18 protein-coding genes are annotated in these 21,691 nt (G+C 55.5%); 7 read left to right on the plus strand and 11 right to left on the minus strand.

Annotated features, from left to right (window positions below; all coding sequences use genetic code 11):
- Positions 1-174: 174 nt before the first annotated feature.
- Positions 175-1,269 (plus strand): porin OmpC, encoded by a 1,095-nt coding sequence (gene ompC / locus DBY66_RS15680; RefSeq protein WP_039382879.1) that lies wholly within the window; start codon positions 175-177, stop codon positions 1,267-1,269.
- Positions 1,270-1,336: 67 nt separating this feature from the next.
- Here ompC and crl read toward each other — a convergent pair whose 3' ends face one another.
- The 3 genes from crl to gpt all read right to left on the minus strand — a co-directional run bounded on the left by crl (position 1,337) and on the right by gpt (position 3,675).
- Entirely contained in the window at positions 1,337-1,738 is a 402-nt protein-coding gene (gene crl / locus DBY66_RS15685; protein ID WP_039382877.1) for a sigma factor-binding protein Crl, read from the minus strand.
- Between the two features lie 109 nt (positions 1,739-1,847).
- Positions 1,848-3,095 carry an esterase FrsA gene (gene frsA / locus DBY66_RS15690; protein ID WP_039382875.1) on the minus strand — a complete coding sequence of 416 codons (1,248 nt, stop codon included), beginning with the start codon at positions 3,093-3,095 and terminating at the stop codon, positions 1,848-1,850.
- Between the two features lie 121 nt (positions 3,096-3,216).
- Positions 3,217-3,675, minus strand: a complete 459-nt coding sequence (gene gpt, locus DBY66_RS15695) for a xanthine phosphoribosyltransferase (RefSeq protein ID WP_007887137.1) — start codon at positions 3,673-3,675, stop codon at positions 3,217-3,219.
- A gap of 253 nt (positions 3,676-3,928) precedes the next feature.
- Here gpt and pepD point away from each other — a divergent pair, with 253 nt between their 5' ends.
- Entirely contained in the window at positions 3,929-5,389 is a 1,461-nt protein-coding gene (gene pepD, locus DBY66_RS15700) for a beta-Ala-His dipeptidase (RefSeq protein ID WP_039382873.1), read from the plus strand.
- A 41-nt stretch (positions 5,390-5,430) separates the two neighbouring features.
- Here pepD and dinB read toward each other — a convergent pair whose 3' ends face one another.
- The gene (gene dinB / locus DBY66_RS15705; RefSeq protein ID WP_071668489.1) at positions 5,431-6,486 is read right to left on the minus strand and encodes a DNA polymerase IV; all 1,056 of its coding nucleotides are present in this window, start codon (positions 6,484-6,486) and stop codon (positions 5,431-5,433) included.
- Between the two features lie 244 nt (positions 6,487-6,730).
- Here dinB and dpaA point away from each other — a divergent pair, with 244 nt between their 5' ends.
- Positions 6,731-7,474, plus strand: a complete 744-nt coding sequence (dpaA, locus tag DBY66_RS15710; RefSeq protein ID WP_039382866.1) for a peptidoglycan meso-diaminopimelic acid protein amidase — start codon at positions 6,731-6,733, stop codon at positions 7,472-7,474.
- Here dpaA and DBY66_RS15715 read toward each other — a convergent pair.
- Both DBY66_RS15715 and lpcA read right to left on the minus strand, forming a co-directional pair.
- Complete coding sequence (locus tag DBY66_RS15715) at positions 7,445-8,212, minus strand: class II glutamine amidotransferase (protein WP_108570220.1); 768 nt, start codon at positions 8,210-8,212, stop codon at positions 7,445-7,447. The two genes, dpaA and DBY66_RS15715, sit on opposite strands and share 30 nt — an antisense overlap.
- Positions 8,213-8,260: 48 nt before the next feature.
- Positions 8,261-8,839: a D-sedoheptulose 7-phosphate isomerase gene (gene lpcA / locus DBY66_RS15720; RefSeq protein WP_065650032.1), complete on the minus strand. Its 579-nt coding sequence runs from the start codon at positions 8,837-8,839 to the stop codon at positions 8,261-8,263.
- A gap of 242 nt (positions 8,840-9,081) precedes the next feature.
- Between lpcA and fadE the strand changes: the two genes are divergently transcribed.
- The gene (fadE, locus tag DBY66_RS15725; RefSeq protein WP_108570221.1) at positions 9,082-11,526 is read left to right on the plus strand and encodes an acyl-CoA dehydrogenase FadE; all 2,445 of its coding nucleotides are present in this window, start codon (positions 9,082-9,084) and stop codon (positions 11,524-11,526) included.
- A 60-nt stretch (positions 11,527-11,586) separates the two neighbouring features.
- Here the strand turns inward: fadE and DBY66_RS15730 are convergent, their stop codons facing one another.
- Positions 11,587-12,282 carry a hypothetical protein gene (locus DBY66_RS15730; RefSeq protein ID WP_108570222.1) on the minus strand — a complete coding sequence of 232 codons (696 nt, stop codon included), beginning with the start codon at positions 12,280-12,282 and terminating at the stop codon, positions 11,587-11,589.
- A gap of 127 nt (positions 12,283-12,409) precedes the next feature.
- Here DBY66_RS15730 and DBY66_RS15735 point away from each other — a divergent pair, with 127 nt between their 5' ends.
- The 3 genes from DBY66_RS15735 to DBY66_RS15745 all read left to right on the plus strand — a co-directional run bounded on the left by DBY66_RS15735 (position 12,410) and on the right by DBY66_RS15745 (position 15,735).
- The gene (locus tag DBY66_RS15735; protein ID WP_108570223.1) at positions 12,410-13,570 is read left to right on the plus strand and encodes a pyridoxal phosphate-dependent aminotransferase; all 1,161 of its coding nucleotides are present in this window, start codon (positions 12,410-12,412) and stop codon (positions 13,568-13,570) included.
- The gene (locus tag DBY66_RS15740) at positions 13,558-14,328 is read left to right on the plus strand and encodes an amidohydrolase (RefSeq protein WP_108570224.1); all 771 of its coding nucleotides are present in this window, start codon (positions 13,558-13,560) and stop codon (positions 14,326-14,328) included. The genes DBY66_RS15735 and DBY66_RS15740 overlap by 13 nt, the downstream gene beginning before the upstream one ends.
- A gap of 276 nt (positions 14,329-14,604) precedes the next feature.
- A complete protein-coding gene (locus DBY66_RS15745) occupies positions 14,605-15,735 on the plus strand; it encodes a polysaccharide export protein (RefSeq protein WP_108570225.1) in 1,131 nt (376 codons plus the stop codon).
- Between the two features lie 85 nt (positions 15,736-15,820).
- On the opposite strand, the gene DBY66_RS15750 is transcribed toward DBY66_RS15745, so the two are convergent.
- From DBY66_RS15750 to DBY66_RS15765, 4 genes are all read right to left on the minus strand, one after another.
- Positions 15,821-16,930 carry an SDR family oxidoreductase gene (locus tag DBY66_RS15750; RefSeq protein ID WP_039382849.1) on the minus strand — a complete coding sequence of 370 codons (1,110 nt, stop codon included), beginning with the start codon at positions 16,928-16,930 and terminating at the stop codon, positions 15,821-15,823.
- A gap of 161 nt (positions 16,931-17,091) precedes the next feature.
- Positions 17,092-17,661, minus strand: a complete 570-nt coding sequence (locus tag DBY66_RS15755) for a GNAT family protein (protein WP_108570226.1) — start codon at positions 17,659-17,661, stop codon at positions 17,092-17,094.
- A gap of 65 nt (positions 17,662-17,726) precedes the next feature.
- Positions 17,727-20,819, minus strand: a complete 3,093-nt coding sequence (locus tag DBY66_RS15760) for a multidrug efflux RND transporter permease subunit (protein ID WP_108570227.1) — start codon at positions 20,817-20,819, stop codon at positions 17,727-17,729.
- Positions 20,820-20,981: 162 nt separating this feature from the next.
- The gene (locus tag DBY66_RS15765; protein WP_052246468.1) at positions 20,982-21,410 is read right to left on the minus strand and encodes a hypothetical protein; all 429 of its coding nucleotides are present in this window, start codon (positions 21,408-21,410) and stop codon (positions 20,982-20,984) included.
- Positions 21,411-21,691 lie beyond the last annotated feature (281 nt).

Below are 21,691 nucleotides of genomic sequence, written 5' to 3' on the forward strand. Positions count from 1 at the left end.
CACGCCGGGAAAAGCGCGAATTTCCGCAGGCCAGTCAGCACAACTTAACCGCCTCATTCACCCCGATTGCGCAAATCTGTCATAAAACCTTCATCAGCGATCGGTAAAACGTCCCGTGTTTTACAAACCTTTTCACGGGTACATACTTTTTTTACTCATCGGGATTGATAGCAAATGAAGAAAAGCACACTGGCACTGGTTGTTTCCGCACTGGCTCTGGCCACAACGGCACAAGCCGCAGAAATTTATAATAAAGACGGCAACAAACTGGATCTCTATGGTCGCGTAAAAGGGATGCACTATTTCAGTGACAATGCAGGCGCGGACGGTGATAAAACTTACGTGCGTCTCGGTTTTAAAGGTCAGACGCAGATCAACGATCTGATGACGGGTTACGGCCAGTGGGAATATCAGTTTCAGGGCAACCGCTCTGAAGGCAGTGACGCGAACAACGGCAACAAAACCCGTCTCGGCTTTGCCGGCCTGAAATTTGGCGACTACGGCTCAATCGATTATGGCCGTAACTACGGCGTGCTGTATGACGTGGAAGCCTGGACCGACGTCTTCCCTGAGTTCGGGGGTGACGGCACCGCGCGCACCGATAACTTTATGGCGGCGCGCACGTCAGGCGTGGCAACTTACCGCAACAGTAATTTCTTTGGTCTGGTGGATGGCCTGCGCTTCGCCCTGCAGTATCAGGGTAAAAACGACGCCGACAGCGCGAACAGCCGCGGCAGCGCAGCGGATACCAGCACCCAGAACGGCGACGGCTACGGCGCATCCCTGGGCTACACCATTGGCGATAGCGGCGTCAGCCTGATGTCAGCCATTACCTCATCCGATCGCACCAGTCAGCAGCAGCAGGCCGGCCTGCTCGGACGCGGCGACAAAGCGGAGTCCTGGGGAGCCGGTATCAAATATGATGCCAACGCCCTCTACCTGGCGTCCATCTACACCGAGACGCGCAACATGACGCCAATCGGCACGCGCGGCTTTGCCAACAAAGCGCAGAACATTGAAATGGTGGCGCAGTATCAGTTCGATTCCGGTCTGCGTCCGTCACTCGGCTATGTACAGACCAAAGGCAAGGATATTGAAGGCGTGGGTGATGAAGACCTGGTGAAATATGTTGATCTGGGCCTGACGTACTACTTCAATAAAAACATGTCGACCATGGTGGATTACAAAATCAATCAGCTGGATGACAACAACAAGCTGGGGCTGAACAATGACGATGTGGTGGCCGTCGCGCTGACCTATCAGTTCTGATTACCCGCTGCGGTATTGACACTCTGACAACGCAAGAGCCGGCGCATGACCGGCTCTTTTTTTTATGTTATGCGCTCAGCTTAACCGGCTCTTCTTTAAAACCAGCTGCGGGACGCAGATCGAGCTTCTGCTCGTGCAGCATCGCTTTCAGCCGCTCATGAAAGTTACGCAGGGTGCTCTCTACACGCTCGTTGTTCTCTTTACCTTTAATGGTTGTCACACTCCAGTCGCCCTCTTTATCAAACAGGCCGAAGTGATATTCGTAGGTAAAGTGATCGCTGTGCGCATCCAGCGTCATCCACCAGCCCCAGAACTCGCGGCTCTCCGGTGCAGGCTTTACGTTAACGCAGGCAGCCAGGCAGTCAAAAAAGAAACGCGTATCTTCGCATTTTCCTTCACGGATGTACGGCCCCAATTCGGTGAAGCGCTTAAGCAGGCGACTACGGGGGTGACCACTCGGTAACGTCATGCTAATTCTCTCCCTCAAATAAACCGTAAAAAAAGCAGCGCGCTGAGCAAAAGGCGCAGCGCGTAATATGCCGACATTAAGTTTTAGCAGAGGTTTTGTGTTTTGCCAGTTACCGCTGCAACTGTTTGCTGAGCCAGTCACAAATCTGATTCAGCGCTTTCTCAAAACTGTGAAATACCGGTGAAGCCGGAATAGCCAGCGTTTTGCCCTGCGCCGACGAACCGGCAATCAGGCGTGAGTCCTCCTCCGGGCTGAAAAGATCGTCCGGCCAGTAAGCGGCCAGCATCGGCACCGGGGTGCGGCGTCCCAGCAGCCCCTGTACCTTCAGCGAATAGCGATTCAGCTCAATGCGCAGGTTGCTGTCGGACGTTGACGCCATACCCAGCCGGCTCGCCAGCATATCCATATACATGTCCGGCAGCTGCTGCTGACGCGCCGCGTCAACAAACACGCCGTGTACCATCGCGCCCAGCGTGGCCACGGCACGGATACGCGGTACTTCAAGCCAGGCGAGTCGGGTCGCAATATTGGCACCAAAGCGGTAGCCAAACAGCGCCACGCGGGTGTGATCGATCCACGGCACGTTGCTGAGCTCGCGCAGAACCTGCTGATGCAGATGGCTGGTGTCCTGGTTTAGCGTCCATTTACTGCTATAGCCAACCGATGGCATATCCAGCGTCAGCATAGCGATACCGCGCGGGGCCAGGTAGTCATGAAACAGCCGATAGTGATCGCTCTGCAGCGAATCAAGCCCCCCGCACAGCATCACGGTGGGATAAGGTGCGCTGGCCTGCGCCGGCATATGCAGAAACCCGGTAACCGGGCTGCCGCCACTGACGGGAAACGTCAGCGATTTCAGCTCGCCCGGCAGCCGCCGGGTCGCCTCTTCATAGGCGCGATTAGCCAGCACCTGCGCCTGATCAGCCAGCTCATCGCCTTTAATATAGGGATAGGCCGCGAGGCTGTAGAGATTCGCCGCATGCAGCCACTGCTGGCCCGCTTCATCATGCTGCTCGCTCTGCATCGCCCGCTGCTGCCAGAGCGCCGCCTGCTTTGACCACTCAAAATTCCAGTTGCCGCCGCGATAGCCGATTACCGTATCCAGCAGCGCCTCATCGGTGTGTTCAAAGCGGCTGACGGCGATGCGCGCCAGGACTTCGCTGATCTCCTGCGGTGACAGGCCGCGCCATGTCCAGAGCAGCTTGTTAAGCATGCGATACCAGCCGCGCTGAGTATCCCCCTCCAGCGCGTTATGCACCTGTGCGGTAGCGTGATGCTGGCGGCGCACCAGGGAAGAGGTTTCGGGATGTTTAAAACGCGGCTTGAATAACTCTTCGCTAAGATTTTTTTCGGCCATCTGATGGTTTCTCCTGCGGCGGTCGCATAGATGGCTATGAGTTTACTGCACCCGCCCCGGCTGCGCGAGGCGCGAATAGCACAACGCCCGGCTTAACCGGGCGTTGTTTGCGTTGCATCAATCAGCTTTTGACGATTGGCGGAATATAGACCACGCCCATGTCCCACGGCTGTTCGATCCAGGTGTTCTGCGGGATATCCACAATGTAATCATCCACCAGCGCGCGGCCAGCAGGCTTGGCGAAGATGGTGCAGAAACGCGCTTTCGGATACATATCACGGATCGCCTGCGCAGTGCCGCCGGTGTCGACCAGATCGTCGATAACGATAAAGCCTTCACCGTCGCCTTCGGCGCGCTTCAGCACTTTCATTTCGCGCTGGTGATCGTGATCGTAACTGGAGATGCAAACGGTATCGACGTAGCGAATACCCAGCTCACGCGCCAGCAGCGATGCCGGAACCAGACCGCCGCGGCTTACCGCGATGATGCCTTTCCACTGTTCCACAGGAAGCAGGCGCTGGGCCAGTTTACGGGCATGAATCTGCAGCATGTCCCAGGTTACGACGTATTTTTCGCTCATAAAAGGAATCCCAACCACCAAAAGTGGCTTAAAAATATGCAAGGGGGAAAAGGTTGCGCGAGATTATAAGGATCTGACGCGTTAAAAACCAGCATCCGTCACACTGGTTGCAGGTTTTTAGCGCGCCTGATGACGCGCCTGCGAATAAAGGGTGATATTCTCTGGCTCATCACGTCAGATGAGCTGACGGCGATCTTAAACCGGAAACTGCGTGCGAGCGGCCTGTCCGCCACGCTGATACAGGAGACGCGTTGTGTCTGAATTGTCTCAACTCTCCCCGCAGCCGCTGTGGGATATCTTCGCCAAAATCTGCTCCATTCCCCACCCTTCTTATCATGAAGAGGCGCTGGCTGAATATGTGGTCAGCTGGGCCAAAGAGCAGAATTTCTGGGTCGAACGCGATCGGGTCGGTAATATTCTGATCCGCAAACCTGCCACGCCCGGCATGGAAAACCGCACGCCGGTTGCCCTGCAGGCGCACCTGGATATGGTGCCGCAAAAGAACAACGATACCGCCCACGATTTCACGAAAGATCCGATTCAGCCGTGGGTGGACGGCGAATGGGTGAAAGCGCGCGGCACCACGCTGGGTGCAGATAACGGTATCGGCATGGCGTCAGCGCTGGCGGTACTGGCTGACAACAGCCTGACGCACGGCCCGCTGGAAGTGCTGCTGACCATGACCGAAGAGTCGGGCATGGATGGCGCGTTTGGCCTGCAGCCGGACTGGCTGCAGGCAGAGATCCTGATCAACACCGACTCTGAAGAAGAGGGTGAGATCTACATGGGTTGCGCGGGCGGCATCGACTTTATTACCACGCTGCCGCTGAGTCGCGAAGCGGTGCCAGCCGGCTATGAAACGCTGAAGCTGACGCTTAAAGGTCTGAAAGGTGGTCATTCCGGTGCGGATATCCATCTTGGTCTCGGCAACGCGAACAAACTGCTGGCGCGTTTCCTGGCCGCCCATGCCCGCGAGCTGGATCTGCGTCTGATCGACTTTACCGGCGGCACGCTGCGTAACGCGATCCCGCGTGAAGCCTTTGCCACGCTGGCCGTAGAGAGCCACAAAGTAGACGCGCTGAAATCTGCGGCGATGCACTTCCAGGCGATACTGCTCAACGAGCTCGGCAGCAAAGAGAAGCATATTGTGCTGCAGACCGAGCCGCTGGCGCAGCAGGCTGAGGCGCTGAGTGCGGAGAGCCGCGATCGCTTTATCAACCTGCTCAACAGCACCCCTAACGGCGTGATCCGTAATTCAGACGTGGCGAAGGGCGTGGTTGAAACCTCACTGAACGTGGGGGTGGTCAGCATGGATCAGGCTAACGCTGAAATCATCTGCCTGATCCGTTCGCTGATCGATACCGGCAGAGAGTGGGTGGTAGAGACGCTGACCTCGCTGGGCGCGCTGGCGGGCGCGCAGACTGCGCCAAAAGGCGGTTATCCGGGCTGGCAGCCTGACGCTGACTCACCGGTCATGGCGCTGACGCGCACCACCTACGAAGCGCTGTTTGGCAAAACGCCAAACATTCAGGTGATCCATGCCGGTCTGGAGTGTGGCCTGTTCAAGAAACCGTATCCGCATATGGATATGGTCTCTATCGGACCGACCATTACCGGCCCGCACTCGCCGGATGAGCAGGTGCATATTGAGAGCGTTGGCCTCTACTGGAAGCTGCTCACTGCGCTACTGAACGCGATTCCGGCAAAAGCGTAATCGATGCCGCTCCCCTGTCCGCTTGCCGGGCGGGGGAGATTTCAGAGTCCCAGCAGCAGCTGACGCTCCAGCTGCGGGTCCACCAGCGTAACGTGCAGTCCCACCAGCCTTACTCCGCGATCTGCCCGACGCGCCTCCCAGACCTGACGCGCCACCGCCACCATATCCTCTTTATTCAGCACCGCCCAGACGTGCTCCTGCGTGGTCTGCTGAAAATCGCTGAACTTAAATTTCACCCCTTGCCGGGCGATCTGCTTATCTGGCCGGATAGCCCCCAGACGGCGATCCAGCTCCGCATAGAGGTAGTCGATAATCGGCAGGCACTGCTCCCAGTGGTGGATATCTTCCGGCAGCGTACGCTCTACCCCCAGCGACTTACGTTCACGTTCGACGATCACTTCGCGGTCATCGATGCCGTTGCTGCGTTCCCAGAGCGAGCGGCCAAACTTTCCGAACCGCTTCAGCAGCAGCGCCAGATCGGCGCGCTGCACGTCAGCACAGGTACGCAGCCCCATCTCTTCCAGCTTTTTGGTCGCCACTTTGCCCACGCCCGGGATCTTGCTGAGCGGCAGCTCATGCAGAAACGCCGGCACCGCCTGCGGGGTGATCACATACTGGCCGTCAGGCTTATTAAGGTCGGAGGCGATTTTCGCCAGAAATTTGATCGGTGCGATGCCGGCTGACGCGGTCAGTCCGGTTTCGCGCAGAATATCCGCGCGGATCGCCTGCGCCATCAGCGTCGCCGACCCCTGGCAGTGCAGACTGCTGGTGACATCCAGATAGGCTTCATCCAGCGAGAGCGGTTCAATCAGCGGCGTGTAGCGGAGAAAGATGTCGCGGATCTGTCGCGAGGCTTCTTTATAGGCGTCAAAGCGTCCCGGCAGCAGGCGCAGGTGCGGACAGAGACGCAGCGCGGTCGAGGTCGGCATGGCGCTGCGCACGCCATATTTGCGCGCCGGATAGTTAGCGGTACTGATCACTCCGCGCTGAACGCGGTTGCCGCCAATCGCGATAGGGATATCCCGCAACGACGGATCGTCACGCATCTCAACCGCTGCGTAAAAGCAGTCCATATCGACATGAATGATTTTGCGCATACCCCCTCCGGACACTGGCTAAGTATACAGTAGCGAAGGCGTTGAGCAATCGTCATCGGCACCGATGCCGCGCCTGAGCGCTTTTACTCCCCGATGCATCACAACTTTGCGCCATTTTGTTGCCCGCTATCTTGATTAAAAGCCAGACAATGTTAATGTTGCGCAGCGATAGCGGATATTTCCGATAATGCAACTGAGTGACGCTGCGCGTCTGAGTTTTTCTTCACTTCAAGGTACACACAGAATGGGCAGAATCGCACTGCTGTTCGCGATGATTCTTATGCCAGTCCTTAGCTGGGCAATCACACCTGAACCCGCACAGCCGCTGGCTCCGGTAAGCAAAGAGTTAAAAAAACAACTGCTGGGTACACCGGTGTTTATTCAGATTTTCAAAGAAGAGCGTACGCTGGAGCTCTATGGCAAAATCGGTAATGAATATCGCCTGCTGGACAGCTATCGCATCTGTAATTTTTCCGGCGGACTCGGTCCCAAGCGCCGCCAGGGCGACTTCAAAAGTCCGGAAGGTTTCTACAACGTCAAACTCAATCAGCTGAAACCTGACAGCCGCTTTTACCGCGCCATCAATACCGGTTTTCCTAACCAGTACGATCGCAGTAAGGGCTATAACGGCAACTATCTGATGATTCACGGCGACTGCGTTTCCGTGGGCTGCTACGCCATGACCAACGGCTCAATGGATGAGATTTTCAACTACGTTAATGCGGCCCTGCGTAACGGCCAGCAGGAGATGCAGCTGAATATTTATCCGTTCCGCATGACGGAAAGCAATCTTCAGCGTCATCGCTATTCGACCTACATCGATTTCTGGCGCGAACTGCAGCCGGGCTACGCCTATTTTGCTAAATATCACGTACCGCCCAGCGTTAACGTCACCGCAACGGGTCAGTATGCGGTGAACAACACGCCGGTACTTTCTGCACCGGACGCGGCGTCCAAATCATTCCTGGCGCTCACCCAGGCAAAATAGTGCCCACTCGCCTGGCGCTATCCGGTGCCAGGTTTCATTTCCGGTCAGCGGCTGCGTGGCGATAACCGTCACCACATCATGCGGCGTGGTCTGCTGCTGGAAATCGATCTCCACATCCTGATCCAGCAGGCGCGCTTTACCAAACGGCGCGCGCCGCGTGATCCAGTAGAGATTGGTGGAGCAGAACGCCATCAGATAGCGACCATCCGATAGCAGCATATTGAAAACGCCCTTTTCACGCAGCTCGCCGGCGATTTCAGCGATATAGCGGAACACGGCGGGCCAGTTACCTGGCGTGCGCGGATAGCGCGCCTGCAGCTGTGAGAGGATCCAGCAAAACGCCTTTTCACTGTCGGTCTCCCCCACCGGGCGGAAGTGGCCGCTGTCGAGCTGGCGATAGCCTTTAAGCTGTCCGTTGTGCGCGTAAGTCCAGTTGCGGCCCCACAGCTCGCGGGTAAACGGATGCGTATTCTCCAGCGAGACTTCGCCCCGGTTTGCCTGACGGATATGCGCGACCACCGAGTGCGATTTGATCGGATACTCCCGCACCAGGCGGGCAACCGGTGAATTTACGCTCGGCAGCGGATCTTTAAACGTGCGGCACCCTTTACCTTCATAAAAGGCGATACCCCAGCCATCTTTATGCGGTCCGGTACCGCCGCCGCGCTGCACCAGTCCGGTAAAACTGAAACAGATATCCGTAGGGACATTGGCGCTCATCCCAAGCAATTCGCACATAGCTTCCCCCCTTCTCACCCCTCCCGGCATGCGGGAAGGCAGCGTAAATTACTTAACCATCTCTTTTTCAATCAGCAGCATCAGGATATGGATCACTTTAATGTGGATCTCCTGAATGCGATCGGCATAGCCGAAATGCGGAACCCGGATCTCAATATCCGCACTGCCCGCCATTTTGCCGCCATCTTTGCCGGTCAGGGTGATCACTTTCATTCCCTGCGCGCGCGCGGCCTCAATCGCTTTGATGATGTTAGCGGAGTTGCCGGAAGTGGAGAGTCCCAGCAGCACATCGCCTTCGCGCCCGACCGCTTCCACGTAGCGCGAAAACACATGGTCATAGCCGAAGTCGTTGCTGACGCAGGAGAGATGGCTGACATCAGAAATCGCAATCGCCGGGTAGCCAGGACGATTTTCGCGATAGCGGCCGGTCAGCTCCTCGGCAAAATGCATCGCGTCACAGTGCGATCCCCCGTTACCGCAGGAGAGCACTTTTCCGCCCGCTTTGAAACTATCTGCCAGCAGCACCGCAGCGCGCTGAATAGCGTGGATGTTCGCGTCGTCACTCAAAAATCGGGTCAGGGTGTCGGCGGCTTCGTTGAGTTCCGAGCGAATGATGTCCTGATACATAAGAGATGTCCTTTAGCGGAGAGGTTAACCCGGCAAGTTTAACGGAATGCCACAGGGGCGCAAAGCGCTGGCAGCAGGGAAAACGCGTCTGCCACAGCGTAGCCAGGCGATAAATGCGCCAGCCGCGATGATTTTGTGAGCCTGGTTGTAATTGTGATGTAAAGGAATTGCTTATTAAGAGCGGCTGCTCTAAACCTGTGACTAACAGGTCAGACCTCTTACTACTTACGGAGCGATTCACTATGCTGCTGGTTTCCATTGTGGCGACGCTACTGCTGGTTAGCGCCCTCTTTTATCATCAGATATCTCTGCGTCTGAGCAGCGCCATCCTGCTGCTCTGGACCGCTGCCATGGCCTTAACCGGCCTCTGGAGCGCCTGGCTGCTGCTGCCGCTGGCGCTGGTCCTGCTGCCGCTTAACCTGACGTCGCTGCGCCAGCGCCTGTTTTCAAAACCAGCCCTGCGGGGCTTTCGTAACGTCATGCCGCCGATGTCACGCACAGAGCAGGAAGCGATCGATGCCGGCACGACCTGGTGGGAAGGCGACCTGTTTCAGGGCAAGCCGGACTGGCAGAAGCTGCACAACTATCCGCGCCCGCACCTCACCGCTGAGGAGCAGGCGTTTCTGGATGGTCCGGTTGAGGAAGCGTGCCGTATGGCAAACGACTTCGCGATTACTCATGAGCTGGCCGATTTGCCGCCGGAGCTGTGGGCCTATCTGAAGCAGCACCGCTTTTTCGCCATGATCATCAAAAAAGAGTATGGCGGACTGGAGTTTTCCGCTTATGCGCAGGCGCGCGTGTTGCAGAAGCTGGCTGGCGTCTCCGGTATTCTGGCAATCACCGTCGGCGTACCGAACTCTCTGGGACCGGGCGAACTGCTGCAGCATTACGGTACTGAGGAGCAGAAAGATCACTATCTGCCCCGTCTGGCACGCGGCGATGAGATCCCCTGCTTTGCCCTGACCAGCCCGGAAGCGGGTTCTGATGCGGGCGCCATTCCTGATACCGGGGTGGTCTGCATGGGCGAGTGGCAGGGTCAGCAGGTGCTGGGCATGCGCCTGACCTGGAACAAACGCTATATTACGCTGGCACCGGTCGCCACCGTACTGGGCCTTGCGTTTAAACTCTCCGATCCCGATGGTCTGCTGGGCGATAACCCGGAGCCGGGAATTACCTGTGCACTGATCCCGACCCATACGCCGGGCGTGGAGATTGGTAATCGCCACTTCCCGCTCAACGTGCCGTTCCAGAACGGCCCGACGCGCGGCAACAACATTTTCGTGCCGATTGACTATATCATCGGCGGTCCGGCGATGGCCGGTCAGGGCTGGCGCATGCTGGTCGAGTGCCTCTCGGTCGGGCGCGGCATCACCCTGCCCTCTAACTCCACCGGCAGTCTGAAAAGCGTGGCGCTGGCCACCGGCGCTTATGCGCACATCCGCCGTCAGTTCAAAGTGGCGATTGGTAAAATGGAAGGTATTGAAGAGCCGCTGGCGCGTATTGCCGGTAATGCTTACGTTATGGACGCGGCCGCCACGCTGATCACCACCGGCATTATGCAGGGTGAAAAGCCCGCCGTGCTCTCTGCGATTGTGAAGTATCACTGCACCCACCGCGGCCAGCGCGCCATTATTGACGCGATGGATATCGCGGGCGGCAAAGGCATTATGCTCGGAGATAACAACTTCCTCGCCCGCGCCTATCAGGGTGCGCCAATCGCCATTACGGTTGAGGGCGCTAATATCCTGACGCGCAGCATGATTATCTTCGGCCAGGGTGCCATTCGCTGCCATCCCTGGGTGCTTAAAGAGATGGACGCGGCGGCGAAGAACGATCTCTCCCGCTTTGACCACGCGCTGTTCAGCCATATCGGTCACGTCGGCAGCAGCGCGGTACGCAGCCTGTGGCTCGGCCTGACCAACGGCCGCACCAGCGCCGCGCCGACGCGTGACGCCACGCGCCACTACTATCAGCAGCTTAATCGTCTGAGCGCGAACCTGGCGCTGCTCTCCGATATTTCCATGGCGGTGCTCGGCGGAAGCCTGAAGCGGCGCGAGCGCATCTCTGCCCGCCTTGGCGATGTGCTGAGCCAGATGTATCTGGCCTCCGCCACGCTGAAACGCTATGACGAAGAAGGCCGTCATGAGGCCGATCTGCCGCTGGTGCACTGGGGCGTGCAGGATGCGCTGCATCAGGCAGAAGTGGCGATGGACGATCTGCTGCGTAACTTCCCGAACCGTCTGGCCGCCGGTGCGCTGCGCCTGGCTATCTTCGCCGGCGGCAAACGCTGCCTGCCGCCGTCAGACAAACTTGATCATAAACTGGCGAAGCTGCTGCAGCTGCCTTCTGCCACCCGCTCCCGCCTTGGCCGCGGTCAGTATCTGACGCCAGCTGAGCATAATCCGGCGGGCCAGCTGGAGCAGGCGCTGCAGGATGTGATGGCGGCAGAAGTGATCCACGATCGCCTCTGTCAGCAACAGAAAAAGCATCTCTCCTTTACCCGCCTTGATGCGCTGGCGCAGCGGGCGCTGAAAGAGGGGCTGATCGACGAGAGCGAAGCGCAGGTGCTGATCCGCGCAGAAGCAAGCCGGCTGAAAGCCATTAATGTGGATGAGTTCGTGCCGGAAGCCCTGGCCGCACCGAAGCCACAACCCCGGCCGCGGGCGCAGCCCAGCGAAGCGGCATAATCCCGACACCCGGTGCCAGACGCCTCCTTACGGAGGCGTTTTTTTTGCCTGCGCCAGCGCCTACGCGGCCTGGCGAATGCGGGCAACCAGCGCCTCTTCATCCGCAATATGGTCAGCGGCCAGCATCAGGGTGCGCCCCAGCGCCAGCGCGCTGTGCAGACAGGCGTTGCGCATCTCCTCATCATCAATACCGGAAAAATCACTCAGCGTGATAGCGCTGAGGCTGCGCCGGATCAGCGCTGCACCGCTGTAGCCGAGAGCGTCATGCCAGACCGACTGCAGCAGCAGCTGGTCACATCCGGGCCAGCTGAAGAGCGCTTCGCTGCCCACCCGGCGACGAAAGCCAGCGGAAAATCCGCGCCACAGCTGCTGAACCGCCTGCAGATGCTGCTCGCGCGCATCGGCGGCTTCGCGCAGCGGCAGCTGGCCGGGGGCAGCGCAGTAGTGGATCAGCAGTTCGCTTAACGCCCCGCTGACGGCAAAACCGACAGGCGCAGCGCAGCCGTGCTCAGGCAGCTGCGTTTCAGGACGGGTAAGAAAACGCCAGCGCAGTACACCGAGGATTTGCTGCAGCGCCTCATCCTGCTGCAGCTCCGCCGCCAGCCCCTGCAGCGTAACCGGCACCGTCGCGGGCTGCCAGTTGAACAGCTGTTCCGCCAGCCGGCGTGCCGCTCCGTCATTTATCCCGGTTGATGCCGCCAGCAAAGTCTGCGCCAGCGCCTCGCCGGCGGCGCTGTTGTCATGAGGTTGTGCCATTACCTGCTCCTGTAAAAGCTGCATTTAGCCATCTAAGCGTCTCGATTGCCAAAGAGTAGCATCCTGATTATAGTGTCAGCAATACAGGGTTTCTTATCACGCTGCTTACGCGCAAGGCCAGCTTACTATGACGCCATTTGATCTTATTCCCGACAGCAAGCTTCCCGCGACCGGCACCACGATCTTTACGCAGATGAGCGCGCTTGCCGCCAGGCACAGCGCCATTAACCTTTCTCAGGGATTTCCCGATTTCAGCGGCCCCGCACTGCTGCAGGCGCGGCTGGCGCATCACGTCAGTCAGGGAGCCAATCAGTATGCGCCGATGATCGGCACGCCGGAACTGCGCGACGCCATCGCGGATAAAACCGCCGGGCTTTATGGCTACCGGCCCGACGCCGGCAGCGACATTACCGTGACCAGCGGGGCGACGGAAGCGCTCTACGCTGCCATTACCGCGCTGGTGCGCCCCGGCGACGAAGTGATCTGCTTTGACCCCAGCTACGACAGCTATGCGCCCGCGGTAACGCTGGCGGGCGGCGTGATGCAGCGCATCGCCCTGCAGCCGCCTGAGTTTCGCGTCCCCTGGCCTGCATTTCGCGATCGGCTCAGCGCACGTACGCGGCTGGTGATCCTGAATACGCCGCACAATCCCTCCGCTACCGTCTGGCAGCAGAGCGATCTGGAGGCGCTGTGGCAGGCGATTGCGGATCGGGAGATTTATGTGCTGAGCGATGAAGTGTATGAGCATATCTGTTTCAGCACGGCAGGCCACGCCAGCGTGCTGGCGCATGCCGGACTGCGCCAGCGCGCGGTCACCGTCTCCTCATTTGGCAAGACGTATCATATGACCGGCTGGAAAGTGGGCTACGCCATAGCGCCACCCGCTATCAGCGCCGAGCTGCGTAAGGTACATCAGTACCTGACCTTTTCCGTCAATACTCCGGCCCAGCTGGCGCTGGCGGATATGCTGCGTCAGCAGCCGGAACACTACCGGACGCTGCCTGAGTTTTACCGCGCGCGGCGCGATCGTCTGACGCAGACGCTGGCAGCCAGTCGCTTTCAGGTATTACCCAGCGAAGGCACCTATTTTTTACTGCTGGACTACAGCGCGATCTCCGATCTCGATGACGTCAGCTTCTGCGAGTGGCTGACCAGAGAGGCGGGCGTCGCTGCTATCCCGCTGTCGGTGTTCTGCGCTGATCCTTTCCCGCACCGGCTGATCCGCCTGTGCTTTGCCAAACAAGAGGCGACGCTTGACGCCGCCGCGGAGCGCCTGTGCAAACTTTGAAGATTACTCTGCTGCAGCAGCCGCTGAGCTGGATGAACGGCGCCGCTAACCTGCGTCACTTTGATCGGCTGCTGGAAAAACTGAGCGGACGCGATGTGATTGTGCTGCCGGAGATGTTTACGACCGGCTTTGCCATGGAGGCGGCACAGGCTTCGCTGCCGCAGCAGGAGGTGGTGGCCTGGCTGCAGCATCACGCGCGGGCCACCCAGGCGCTGATCGGCGGCAGCGCGGCCATTCAGACAGAAGCGGGTGCGGTAAACCGGTTTCTGCTGGTGGAGCCAGACGGCACGCTGCATCAGTATGACAAACGCCATCTGTTTCGTATGGCGGAGGAGCATCAGCACTATCTGCCGGGCGAACGCCGGGAGCTGGTTTACTGGCGCGGCTGGCGCATTCTGCCGCAGATTTGCTACGACCTGCGCTTTCCGGTGTTTTCCCGCAACCGCAACGATTACGATCTGGCGCTCTATGTGGCCAACTGGCCGGCTCCACGCGCGCATCACTGGCAGGCGCTGCTGATGGCGCGCGCCATCGAAAATCAGGCGTATATCGCCGGCTGTAACCGGGTGGGCAGCGACGGCAATCATCATCGCTACCGCGGCGACAGCCAGATTATCTCACCGCAGGGGGAGATCCTCGCAGCCGCTGAACCGTTCACCCCGGCACGTCTGGATGCGGAGCTGTCGCTGGAGGCGCTGCAGGCGTACCGCGAGCGCTTTCCGGCGTGGCGCGATGCTGATACGTGGACGCTGGGCTGAGCGACTGCGGCTGACAACAGGCAATCAGCCGCTGATTTTTATTTATCGGATTTAGTTTATCCGGCGAAAAAGCAGCGTTAACAACGCTGCTTTTTCAGGCCTGCATTTTCCCTCCATAAATCCTGCATCAGTAATCCGCACTACTTCGGTATACCAGCTAGTTATCACCATCTGTATCGCCAGTCCGCTGCAGAGCGCTTTGCAGCGTGATAGCTGGCCGCTACTGATAATTTCTGAAAACCCTTGCTGTTGTGCACTTTTTTATGGACCGGATTAATGAAGAGTAAATTGCGACTATTTCGCCATTCAGCGCTCAGTGTTGCGTTAATACTTTGTGGCTGTACCGTGCAGCTAGGTCAGGACCTGCCGCTGGCCAATAAAACGCTGGTTAACGATAACCGCGAGCGCTCTGACATTAACGCGCTGGTCAGGGTCACTCTGTTAAGTCCGGTAATGCTGCAACAGCTTAATGAAGCCGGTCAGCAAAACCGTTCAAAACATATTTTCCGGCTGCCGGAAGACGATTATTCTTATCGCATCGGCGTAGGTGATGTACTGAGTATTACCGTCTGGGATCATCCGGAAATTACGTCTCCGGCGGGTCAGTATCGTGACTCAACGGAAACCGGCAGCACTGTCCGACCTAACGGCACCCTCTATTTTCCCTATACGGGTAGCATCTACGTTCTTAATAAAACCACAGGACAGGTCAGGACGGAGATAACTGCACGACTTCACCACTACATTGAATCCCCGCAGGTTGATGTGAAAATAGCCGCTTTTCGCTCCCGGAAAGCGTATGTGAGTGGTGAAGTCGTTCGCTCCGGCCAGCAGCCCATTACTCATATTCCTCTGACCGTGCTTGACGCCATCAATGCCGCAGGCGGCCTGACGAAAGAGGCGGACTGGGAAAATGTCACACTGACGCATGATGCCGTGCAGTATCCGATATCTCTTAAATTGCTGTTAGAGAAGGGCGACCTGACACAAAATGCGCTGTTGCATCATGGCGATATTCTTTACATTCCGCGTAATGATTCCCGCAAAATTTTTGTCATGGGTGAAACCGGCGCGCAAAAAACATTACTGATGGACAGAAGCGGCATGACGCTGACAGAGGCTATCAGCAGTGCGCGGGGAATAGATCAGACTACGGCTGACGCCACAGGCGTTTTTGTCATCAGGCAATTAAAGGCGCCAGCAGAAAAAAGACTGGCTGATATTTATCAAATCAACCTGAAAAATGCGGCAGCGATGGCACTGGCCAGTGATTTCAAACTACAGCCCTATGATATTGTCTATGTTACCGCAACGCCACTGACACGCTGGAACCGGGTTGTCAGGCAGCTTATACCTACCATAACCGCGGTTAATAAGCTCAGCACTGCCGTTAAAAAGATACCCTGAAAAAGGGTTAACTTCAGGCGTAAATGTTCCCGAGCGGCATTCAGGGTAGTGCTTAAATATAGCACTACCCTATTAAGCATTCATGTTATTTGAAATCGACAGCCATCAATTCAGAAAGTGATTTTTCTTTTACTGAGTTATGGCAGACCGCAATATAATCGGTAAATCTTGGTGAGGCTGGCATGCCGAGCTTCAGGATTTTTTCATTATCAAAAGTCACGTTTAACTTTGAAAACTCGCCATACAGACTCATAGATTTCAGTACGATCCTTTCATTACAGTCGCCAAAAAGCGTTTTGAAATTATGCTTTTCCCGGGATAACTCTTTATAGCCGACTTTTTTATAATCGGCCGAGACGGGTCGGGAGCCTGAAGCCAGCGCCATAGCACGATCAATCTCTGCAAACGTTACGCTGCTCTCTCTACCGGAGGAGATATGATAAACCGGATGATCGAGTTCAGCTGCCTGAAGCAGCCTGACTATGGTTTTGGCGCAGTAATCTACCGGTATAACATCGATTTTGTCATCAAGGTTGCACATGAACTTGCCCAGTCTGAGCGCCATGCGAAACACCCAAAAAATGCTGGCGGAGGGAATACACCCATGCTCAGTATGCCCTACAACAATAGAGGGGCGTGCAATAATTAACGGGAATCCCGGCAGGTGCTCTTTTATCATCTGCTCTACCGTCGATTTGCTCCAGGTATACTCTACAATATGATCTTTTCTTTGCGTGGGCGCGATCGCTTCTGTCACATGGCTGTCAGGTTCAGGCGTACATGACATTGCTGTACCCACATGAATAAAGCGTTTTAATCCCTTTACTTTACTCATGCGGCTGGCAAGCTGAAACGTGCCCTCAACGTTTACTTTCCAGATTAACGGATTATTACCAAAGGAAGCGATAGCGGCACAGTTAATCACCTTTTCCACATCGTTCAGCCTGAGATCTGCAATAAAAGTTTCCGGCTTTGATAAATCGCCTTCTATGATTTGTTGCGCTGAAATGGTATTTAGCTGAGCGGGGCTGATGCCAAACTTAGCTAAATTCTCCTTAACCCGTTCCAGGGCACTACTCTCTGCATCGCCTCGCGCAAGAAGAAGCAATCTCTCTGGGTTCTCATTTATCATTAACTCAGCAGCAATAGCACCACCCAAAAAGCCGGTAGCCCCTGTAACCAGTATTTTTTTCATCTCTTTTCTCTTTAATTATGACACAGCAGACATAAGCTGCCCTGGCGAATAGCGCTAAATAGCGCATTCACCCTTTGAATGGAATCTATTATTTGAATATATTGCATCATTTCTGATGACAGATATTAGTCTTTACTCTATAAAAAAAGTTCACTCTTTCACTAAGCATTATCGCCATTATTTTTATTTCGCTTCGCATCCCATTCTTTTTTCAGAATGGCATACACCAGCGTATCGTCATAACGCGCCTCACCATGTTCAGTGATGAAACTGACGAACTCTTTAAAGCACGCTTCCTGCCGCATATGTAAGCGAACGCAGAGATTGCGCGAAGGAACATTATAATCTTCTACCCAGGCATAAATCCGCCGGGCATATTGCTGCTTAAAAAGATAATCAAACAGTGCCGCCACCGATTCACGGGCATATCCCTGACCGTGAAATGCCGGAGAGAAATGCCAGCCCGCTGACCAGGTGTGCCTGTCAGGTTCATCATTCCCGTTCTCAGCAAAAAGATGGCCTATTAACTGATTGTTCTCTTGCAGGCATACGGCAAACTGACTTTTATCTGTCGATCGTTTTTCCGCTTCCAGATAAGCAGCCGCCAGCGACGCTACTCTTTCATCATAAAAGCAGGGAGTGGCCGGCTCATGAAGATAACTGAATAATGCTGTGCCATCGTCCCGACAAAAGTGACGAATAATCAGTCTTGAAGTGGTAATAATATTCATTATGCCTCGCGCTACCATGTGATAAAACGATTGATTACTGAAGCTTGTCTGCAGATACCACTGTGCTACTCCGCCCTTTTCTTAACAAAACGCATCACTATGGTAAAAAATACGGGTACAAAAAATATTGTCAGTAGCGTACCGCTGATCATACCGCCAAATACGCCTGTGCCGATGGCATGCTGTGTACTATCGCTTGCGCCACTGGCAAGCATGAGTGGAACAACGCCAAGCGTAAAGGCCAGGGAGGTCATTATAATCGGACGCAGGCGCTGTTTTGACGCAGTCAGAATCGCCACCGTCAGGGTCTCACCCTGTTGCCGTAAATGGCAGGCAAATTCTATAATCAGGATGGCATTTTTGGCCGAAAGCCCAATCAGGGTAATCAGTCCGACTTTAAAGAATACGTCATTCGTCATCTGTGCCATGGCAACCGCAATTACAGCCCCTATCAGCCCGAGCGGTACAACCAACATAACGGCCACTGGCACAGACCAGCTTTCATAGAGCGCTGCCAGCACCATAAATACCACCAACACGGAAAGCACAATCAGTAACGGAAGCTGTTTTGCAGACGCCTTTTCCTGCAGCGAACTGCCGGCCCACTCGCCAGCAAACCCCTCCGGTAAATGTTGCGCCAGCTGGTCAATGACCTGCATGGCGGTGCCGCTGGAGACGCCGGGCGCAGCGCTGCCGGTAATACGGATAGCGGGATAGCCCTGATAGCGATTCAGCTGTTGCGGCGCAACGCCCCAGCCGATCGACGCAAAGCTGGATAGTGCCACCATCTGGCCGCTGCGGTTTTTGACCCAGCTCTGCAGCAGCTGCTCAGGCTGCATGCGGTATGCTGCATCCGCCTGGACGATAACCTGCTGTACCCGCCCCTGGTTAACATAATCATTGACGTAACTGGACCCGGCGATAACGGAGAGAGTCTGGTTTATCTCGTCGAATGAAACGCCCAGCGCCTCTGCCTTTTCCCGGTCGATCTTCAGCGACAGGCTGGTGCCGTCCGGTAAACCGTCGATATACGCTTCTGCCAGCGCAGGATGATGGCCTGCACGCCGTATCAGTTCGTCGGTAGCCTGTTTCAGCGCTTTATAGCCCCGCCCTCCCCGATCCTGCACATAGTAGGTAAAGCCTGAAGAGGTTCCCAGATCGGCAATGGCAGGTGGCAGCAAACTCATCGTAACGCCATCCGCCACGCTTTCCATCTGCTGCTGGATATAACTCGCTTCAGCCTGCGCGCTGCTGCCGCCACGTTCCTTTGACGCTTTCAGCGTCGTAAACGCCATCGCCGTGTTAGGACCAGAGCCTGAAAAGCCAAAACCCAGGATCATGATGTTATTTTTAATGGCTGGCCGTTGCGCTATTTCATGCTCAAATTTTTCAACCACGTTAAGTGTCCTTTGCATCGTGGCGTCGGAAGGCAGCTGAAGAGACGACATGAAATAGCCCTGATCTTCTTCAGGCAAAAACGAGGATGGCAACGTAGCTAAACCGGCCAGCAGTGCCATACAGAGCGCCAGATAGGTCAACATCATCCTGCCGGTTCGTTTGAGAAGTGCGCGGATGCCCGATTCATAGTGAACCGTAAGCGCATTGAAATGCCGGTTAAAGCGGGCTGAAAATGTCCGGTCGCTGCTTAAGCGACTATCGTGCGGCCTGAGCAGAGTAGCGCACAATGCGGGCGTCAGCGTCAGCGCAAGAAAGGCTGACAGCAGAATGGACACCGACATCGAAATGCAGAACTGACGATAGATGATTCCGGTTGATCCGCTGGCAAAGCCCATGGGAATGAAGACGGCAGTGAGTACCAGCGTAATGCCAATGATCGCTGGCGTGATCTCGCGCATCGCTTCCTGGGTCGCTTCACGGGGTGACAGCTTTTTTTCTGCCATCAGACGCTCGACGTTTTCTACTACCACAATGGCGTCATCAACAATAATGCCGATAGCCAGCACCATGCCAAACATTGTCAGAATATTGATGGAATATCCGCACAGCAGCATCACGGTTAACGTGCCCAGCAGCGCAACCGGTGCCACAATAGCCGGAATAAGCGTACAGCGAATTTTATGCAGAAAGAGCAGCATAACCAGAAATACCAGCACCATCGCTTCTGCAAAGGTCTCCACCACTTTGATAATGGAGAGTTTTACAAAGGGTGCGGTGTCAAAAGGCACGGTAAAGCTTATTCCCTCAGGCAGCGAGCCGGTGAGCGCCTTAAGCCGGTTATGAATGCCCGATGCAGTGCTGATGGCGTTAGCGCCAGGTGCCAGCTGAATCGCGGCAGCCGTGGCTGGCAAGCCATTATCGCGTATGCCGAATGCATAGCTCTGTAATCCGGATTCAACGCGCGCCACATCTGCAAGCCTGAGGCGTGCGCCGGTTGCATCGGACCGGATGGTAATATTACCAAACGCCTCCGCAGACGTAAGCTGGCCCCTTACCGTGATAGGCCAGGTTACCGCCTGCCCGTCGATGGCTGGCTCGTCGCCGGTTCTACCCGGCGAAACAATGACGTTTTGCTGACTGATTGCCGTAAGCACTTCCGTGACAGAAAGTTTATAATCGTGCAGCCGTACCGGATCCAGCCAGATGCGCAGCGCTTTTTCACTGCCAAACAGCTGAATTTTGCCGACCCCCGGTACCCGCCGCAGTTCGTCCGCAATATTGCGGGCAAAGTAATCACTTAAATCCGCTTCCTGAAACGCACCGTTTCGGGATTGCAGACCTACTATCATCAGAAAGCCGGCATTTGCCGCTTCAACATTAATCCCATTCTGGCGGACAGATTGCGGGAGCCGTGGCTCAATCGTTTTAAGCTGGTTTTGCAGATCCATCTGCGCCAGTTTGATATCAGTACCCGGTTTAAAGGTAACCGTAATGGAAGCCATGCCCGTCGTGTCACTGGATGACTCAAAGTAGAGCAGATGATCAACGCCTGATATCTCGCGCTCTATTAGCGACACCACCGAGGTGTTCATGACCTCTGCGTTTGCGCCCGGATAGCTCACTGAAATGATGAGGCTGGGAGGCGCAACAGCAGGATATTGAGCAACCGGCAGATGCGGAATCGATAAAACGCCACTGAGAACGATAAACAGAGCAATAACCCAGGCGAAAACCGGGCGGTGAATAAAAAATAGCGGCATTATATTTATCTCATACTCAGCAACTGACTACAGCACGCTTCTGCCCGCAACAAACCTGTTGCGCAGTGACAACCAGACAGGGAGGCAGTTTAAAGCGCCATTGTTTAGGCTGTATGTGAGGTTTATGGATAGATTATGGAGCAAAAAACCTTAAAATAACGCCTAGTAAATAGCATTAATTATTCTCATCATCAGATAGAGCGGAGAGCCGCAGAAAAATAAAATCAAAAAACATTCATAATAAAATAGTAATTCATTTAATCCCGGATGCAGATTCAGCATGCTGGAGAAAAATGACACCAGCCACAGCATTATCATCAGCAGCCAGAATGCAATAATGAGTATCTCTTTTAATGCACCGGACCTCTTCTGCATCACCAGCAGTAAAGCGGCTGCCACAATAGAGAGATAGATCAATGGTGACGCCATAAGCGTATGCGATACCCGGTCGTCAGCAGCGTGCGCCAGTATAAGCCAGAGATAAAGTAGTCCCCATGAAACTGAGATAAAAGGTGCCAGCACACGTAATCTTTTGATAAAAACATCCTGAAGGCCATTCATCTCTTCTGTATCTCTGTTAGCGCCTGTCATCGGGTATCCTGTTCTCTTTTACGCTCAATTAATGAAAAACCAGAGAGGCATGCCTGTTTTTTTCATTATCTCATTACACTATGGAGTGTTTATCTGTGGTTTGTGGAGATAGCATTAAGATCCCCCGGCGCGTGCAGATAAGGCAGCGGCAAAGAAATAGGGTCAGCCTTATGAAACTTTTTTTAAACCAGCCTGTCCTGATGAGATATCAGTTACCTTTTTGAGCAAAAGATTATGCTGCCTGCTTCTGCCTACCGGCCAGCCAGCATTACCTGGCTCTT

Source organism: Pantoea sp. RIT413, from assembly GCF_003057675.2.
GTDB lineage: Bacteria > Pseudomonadota > Gammaproteobacteria > Enterobacterales > Enterobacteriaceae > Pantoea > Pantoea eucrina.

Bases quoted from the DNA above. Each gene is read 5' to 3' on its own strand.
- ompC (WP_039382879.1), top strand. From the start codon at position 175: ATGAAGAAAAGCACACTGGCACTGGTTGTTTCCGCACTGGCTCTGGCC.
- crl (WP_039382877.1), bottom strand. From the start codon at position 1,738: ATGACGTTACCGAGTGGTCACCCCCGTAGTCGCCTGCTTAAGCGCTTC.
- frsA (WP_039382875.1), bottom strand. From the start codon at position 3,095: ATGGCCGAAAAAAATCTTAGCGAAGAGTTATTCAAGCCGCGTTTTAAA.
- gpt (WP_007887137.1), bottom strand. From the start codon at position 3,675: ATGAGCGAAAAATACGTCGTAACCTGGGACATGCTGCAGATTCATGCC.
- dinB (WP_071668489.1), bottom strand. From the start codon at position 6,486: ATGCGCAAAATCATTCATGTCGATATGGACTGCTTTTACGCAGCGGTT.
- dpaA (WP_039382866.1), top strand. From the start codon at position 6,731: ATGGGCAGAATCGCACTGCTGTTCGCGATGATTCTTATGCCAGTCCTT.
- DBY66_RS15715 (WP_108570220.1), bottom strand. From the start codon at position 8,212: ATGTGCGAATTGCTTGGGATGAGCGCCAATGTCCCTACGGATATCTGT.
- lpcA (WP_065650032.1), bottom strand. From the start codon at position 8,839: ATGTATCAGGACATCATTCGCTCGGAACTCAACGAAGCCGCCGACACC.
- fadE (WP_108570221.1), top strand. From the start codon at position 9,082: ATGCTGCTGGTTTCCATTGTGGCGACGCTACTGCTGGTTAGCGCCCTC.
- DBY66_RS15730 (WP_108570222.1), bottom strand. From the start codon at position 12,282: ATGGCACAACCTCATGACAACAGCGCCGCCGGCGAGGCGCTGGCGCAG.
- DBY66_RS15735 (WP_108570223.1), top strand. From the start codon at position 12,410: ATGACGCCATTTGATCTTATTCCCGACAGCAAGCTTCCCGCGACCGGC.
- DBY66_RS15745 (WP_108570225.1), top strand. From the start codon at position 14,605: ATGAAGAGTAAATTGCGACTATTTCGCCATTCAGCGCTCAGTGTTGCG.
- DBY66_RS15750 (WP_039382849.1), bottom strand. From the start codon at position 16,930: ATGAAAAAAATACTGGTTACAGGGGCTACCGGCTTTTTGGGTGGTGCT.
- DBY66_RS15755 (WP_108570226.1), bottom strand. From the start codon at position 17,661: ATGAATATTATTACCACTTCAAGACTGATTATTCGTCACTTTTGTCGG.
- DBY66_RS15760 (WP_108570227.1), bottom strand. From the start codon at position 20,819: ATGCCGCTATTTTTTATTCACCGCCCGGTTTTCGCCTGGGTTATTGCT.
- DBY66_RS15765 (WP_052246468.1), bottom strand. From the start codon at position 21,410: ATGACAGGCGCTAACAGAGATACAGAAGAGATGAATGGCCTTCAGGAT.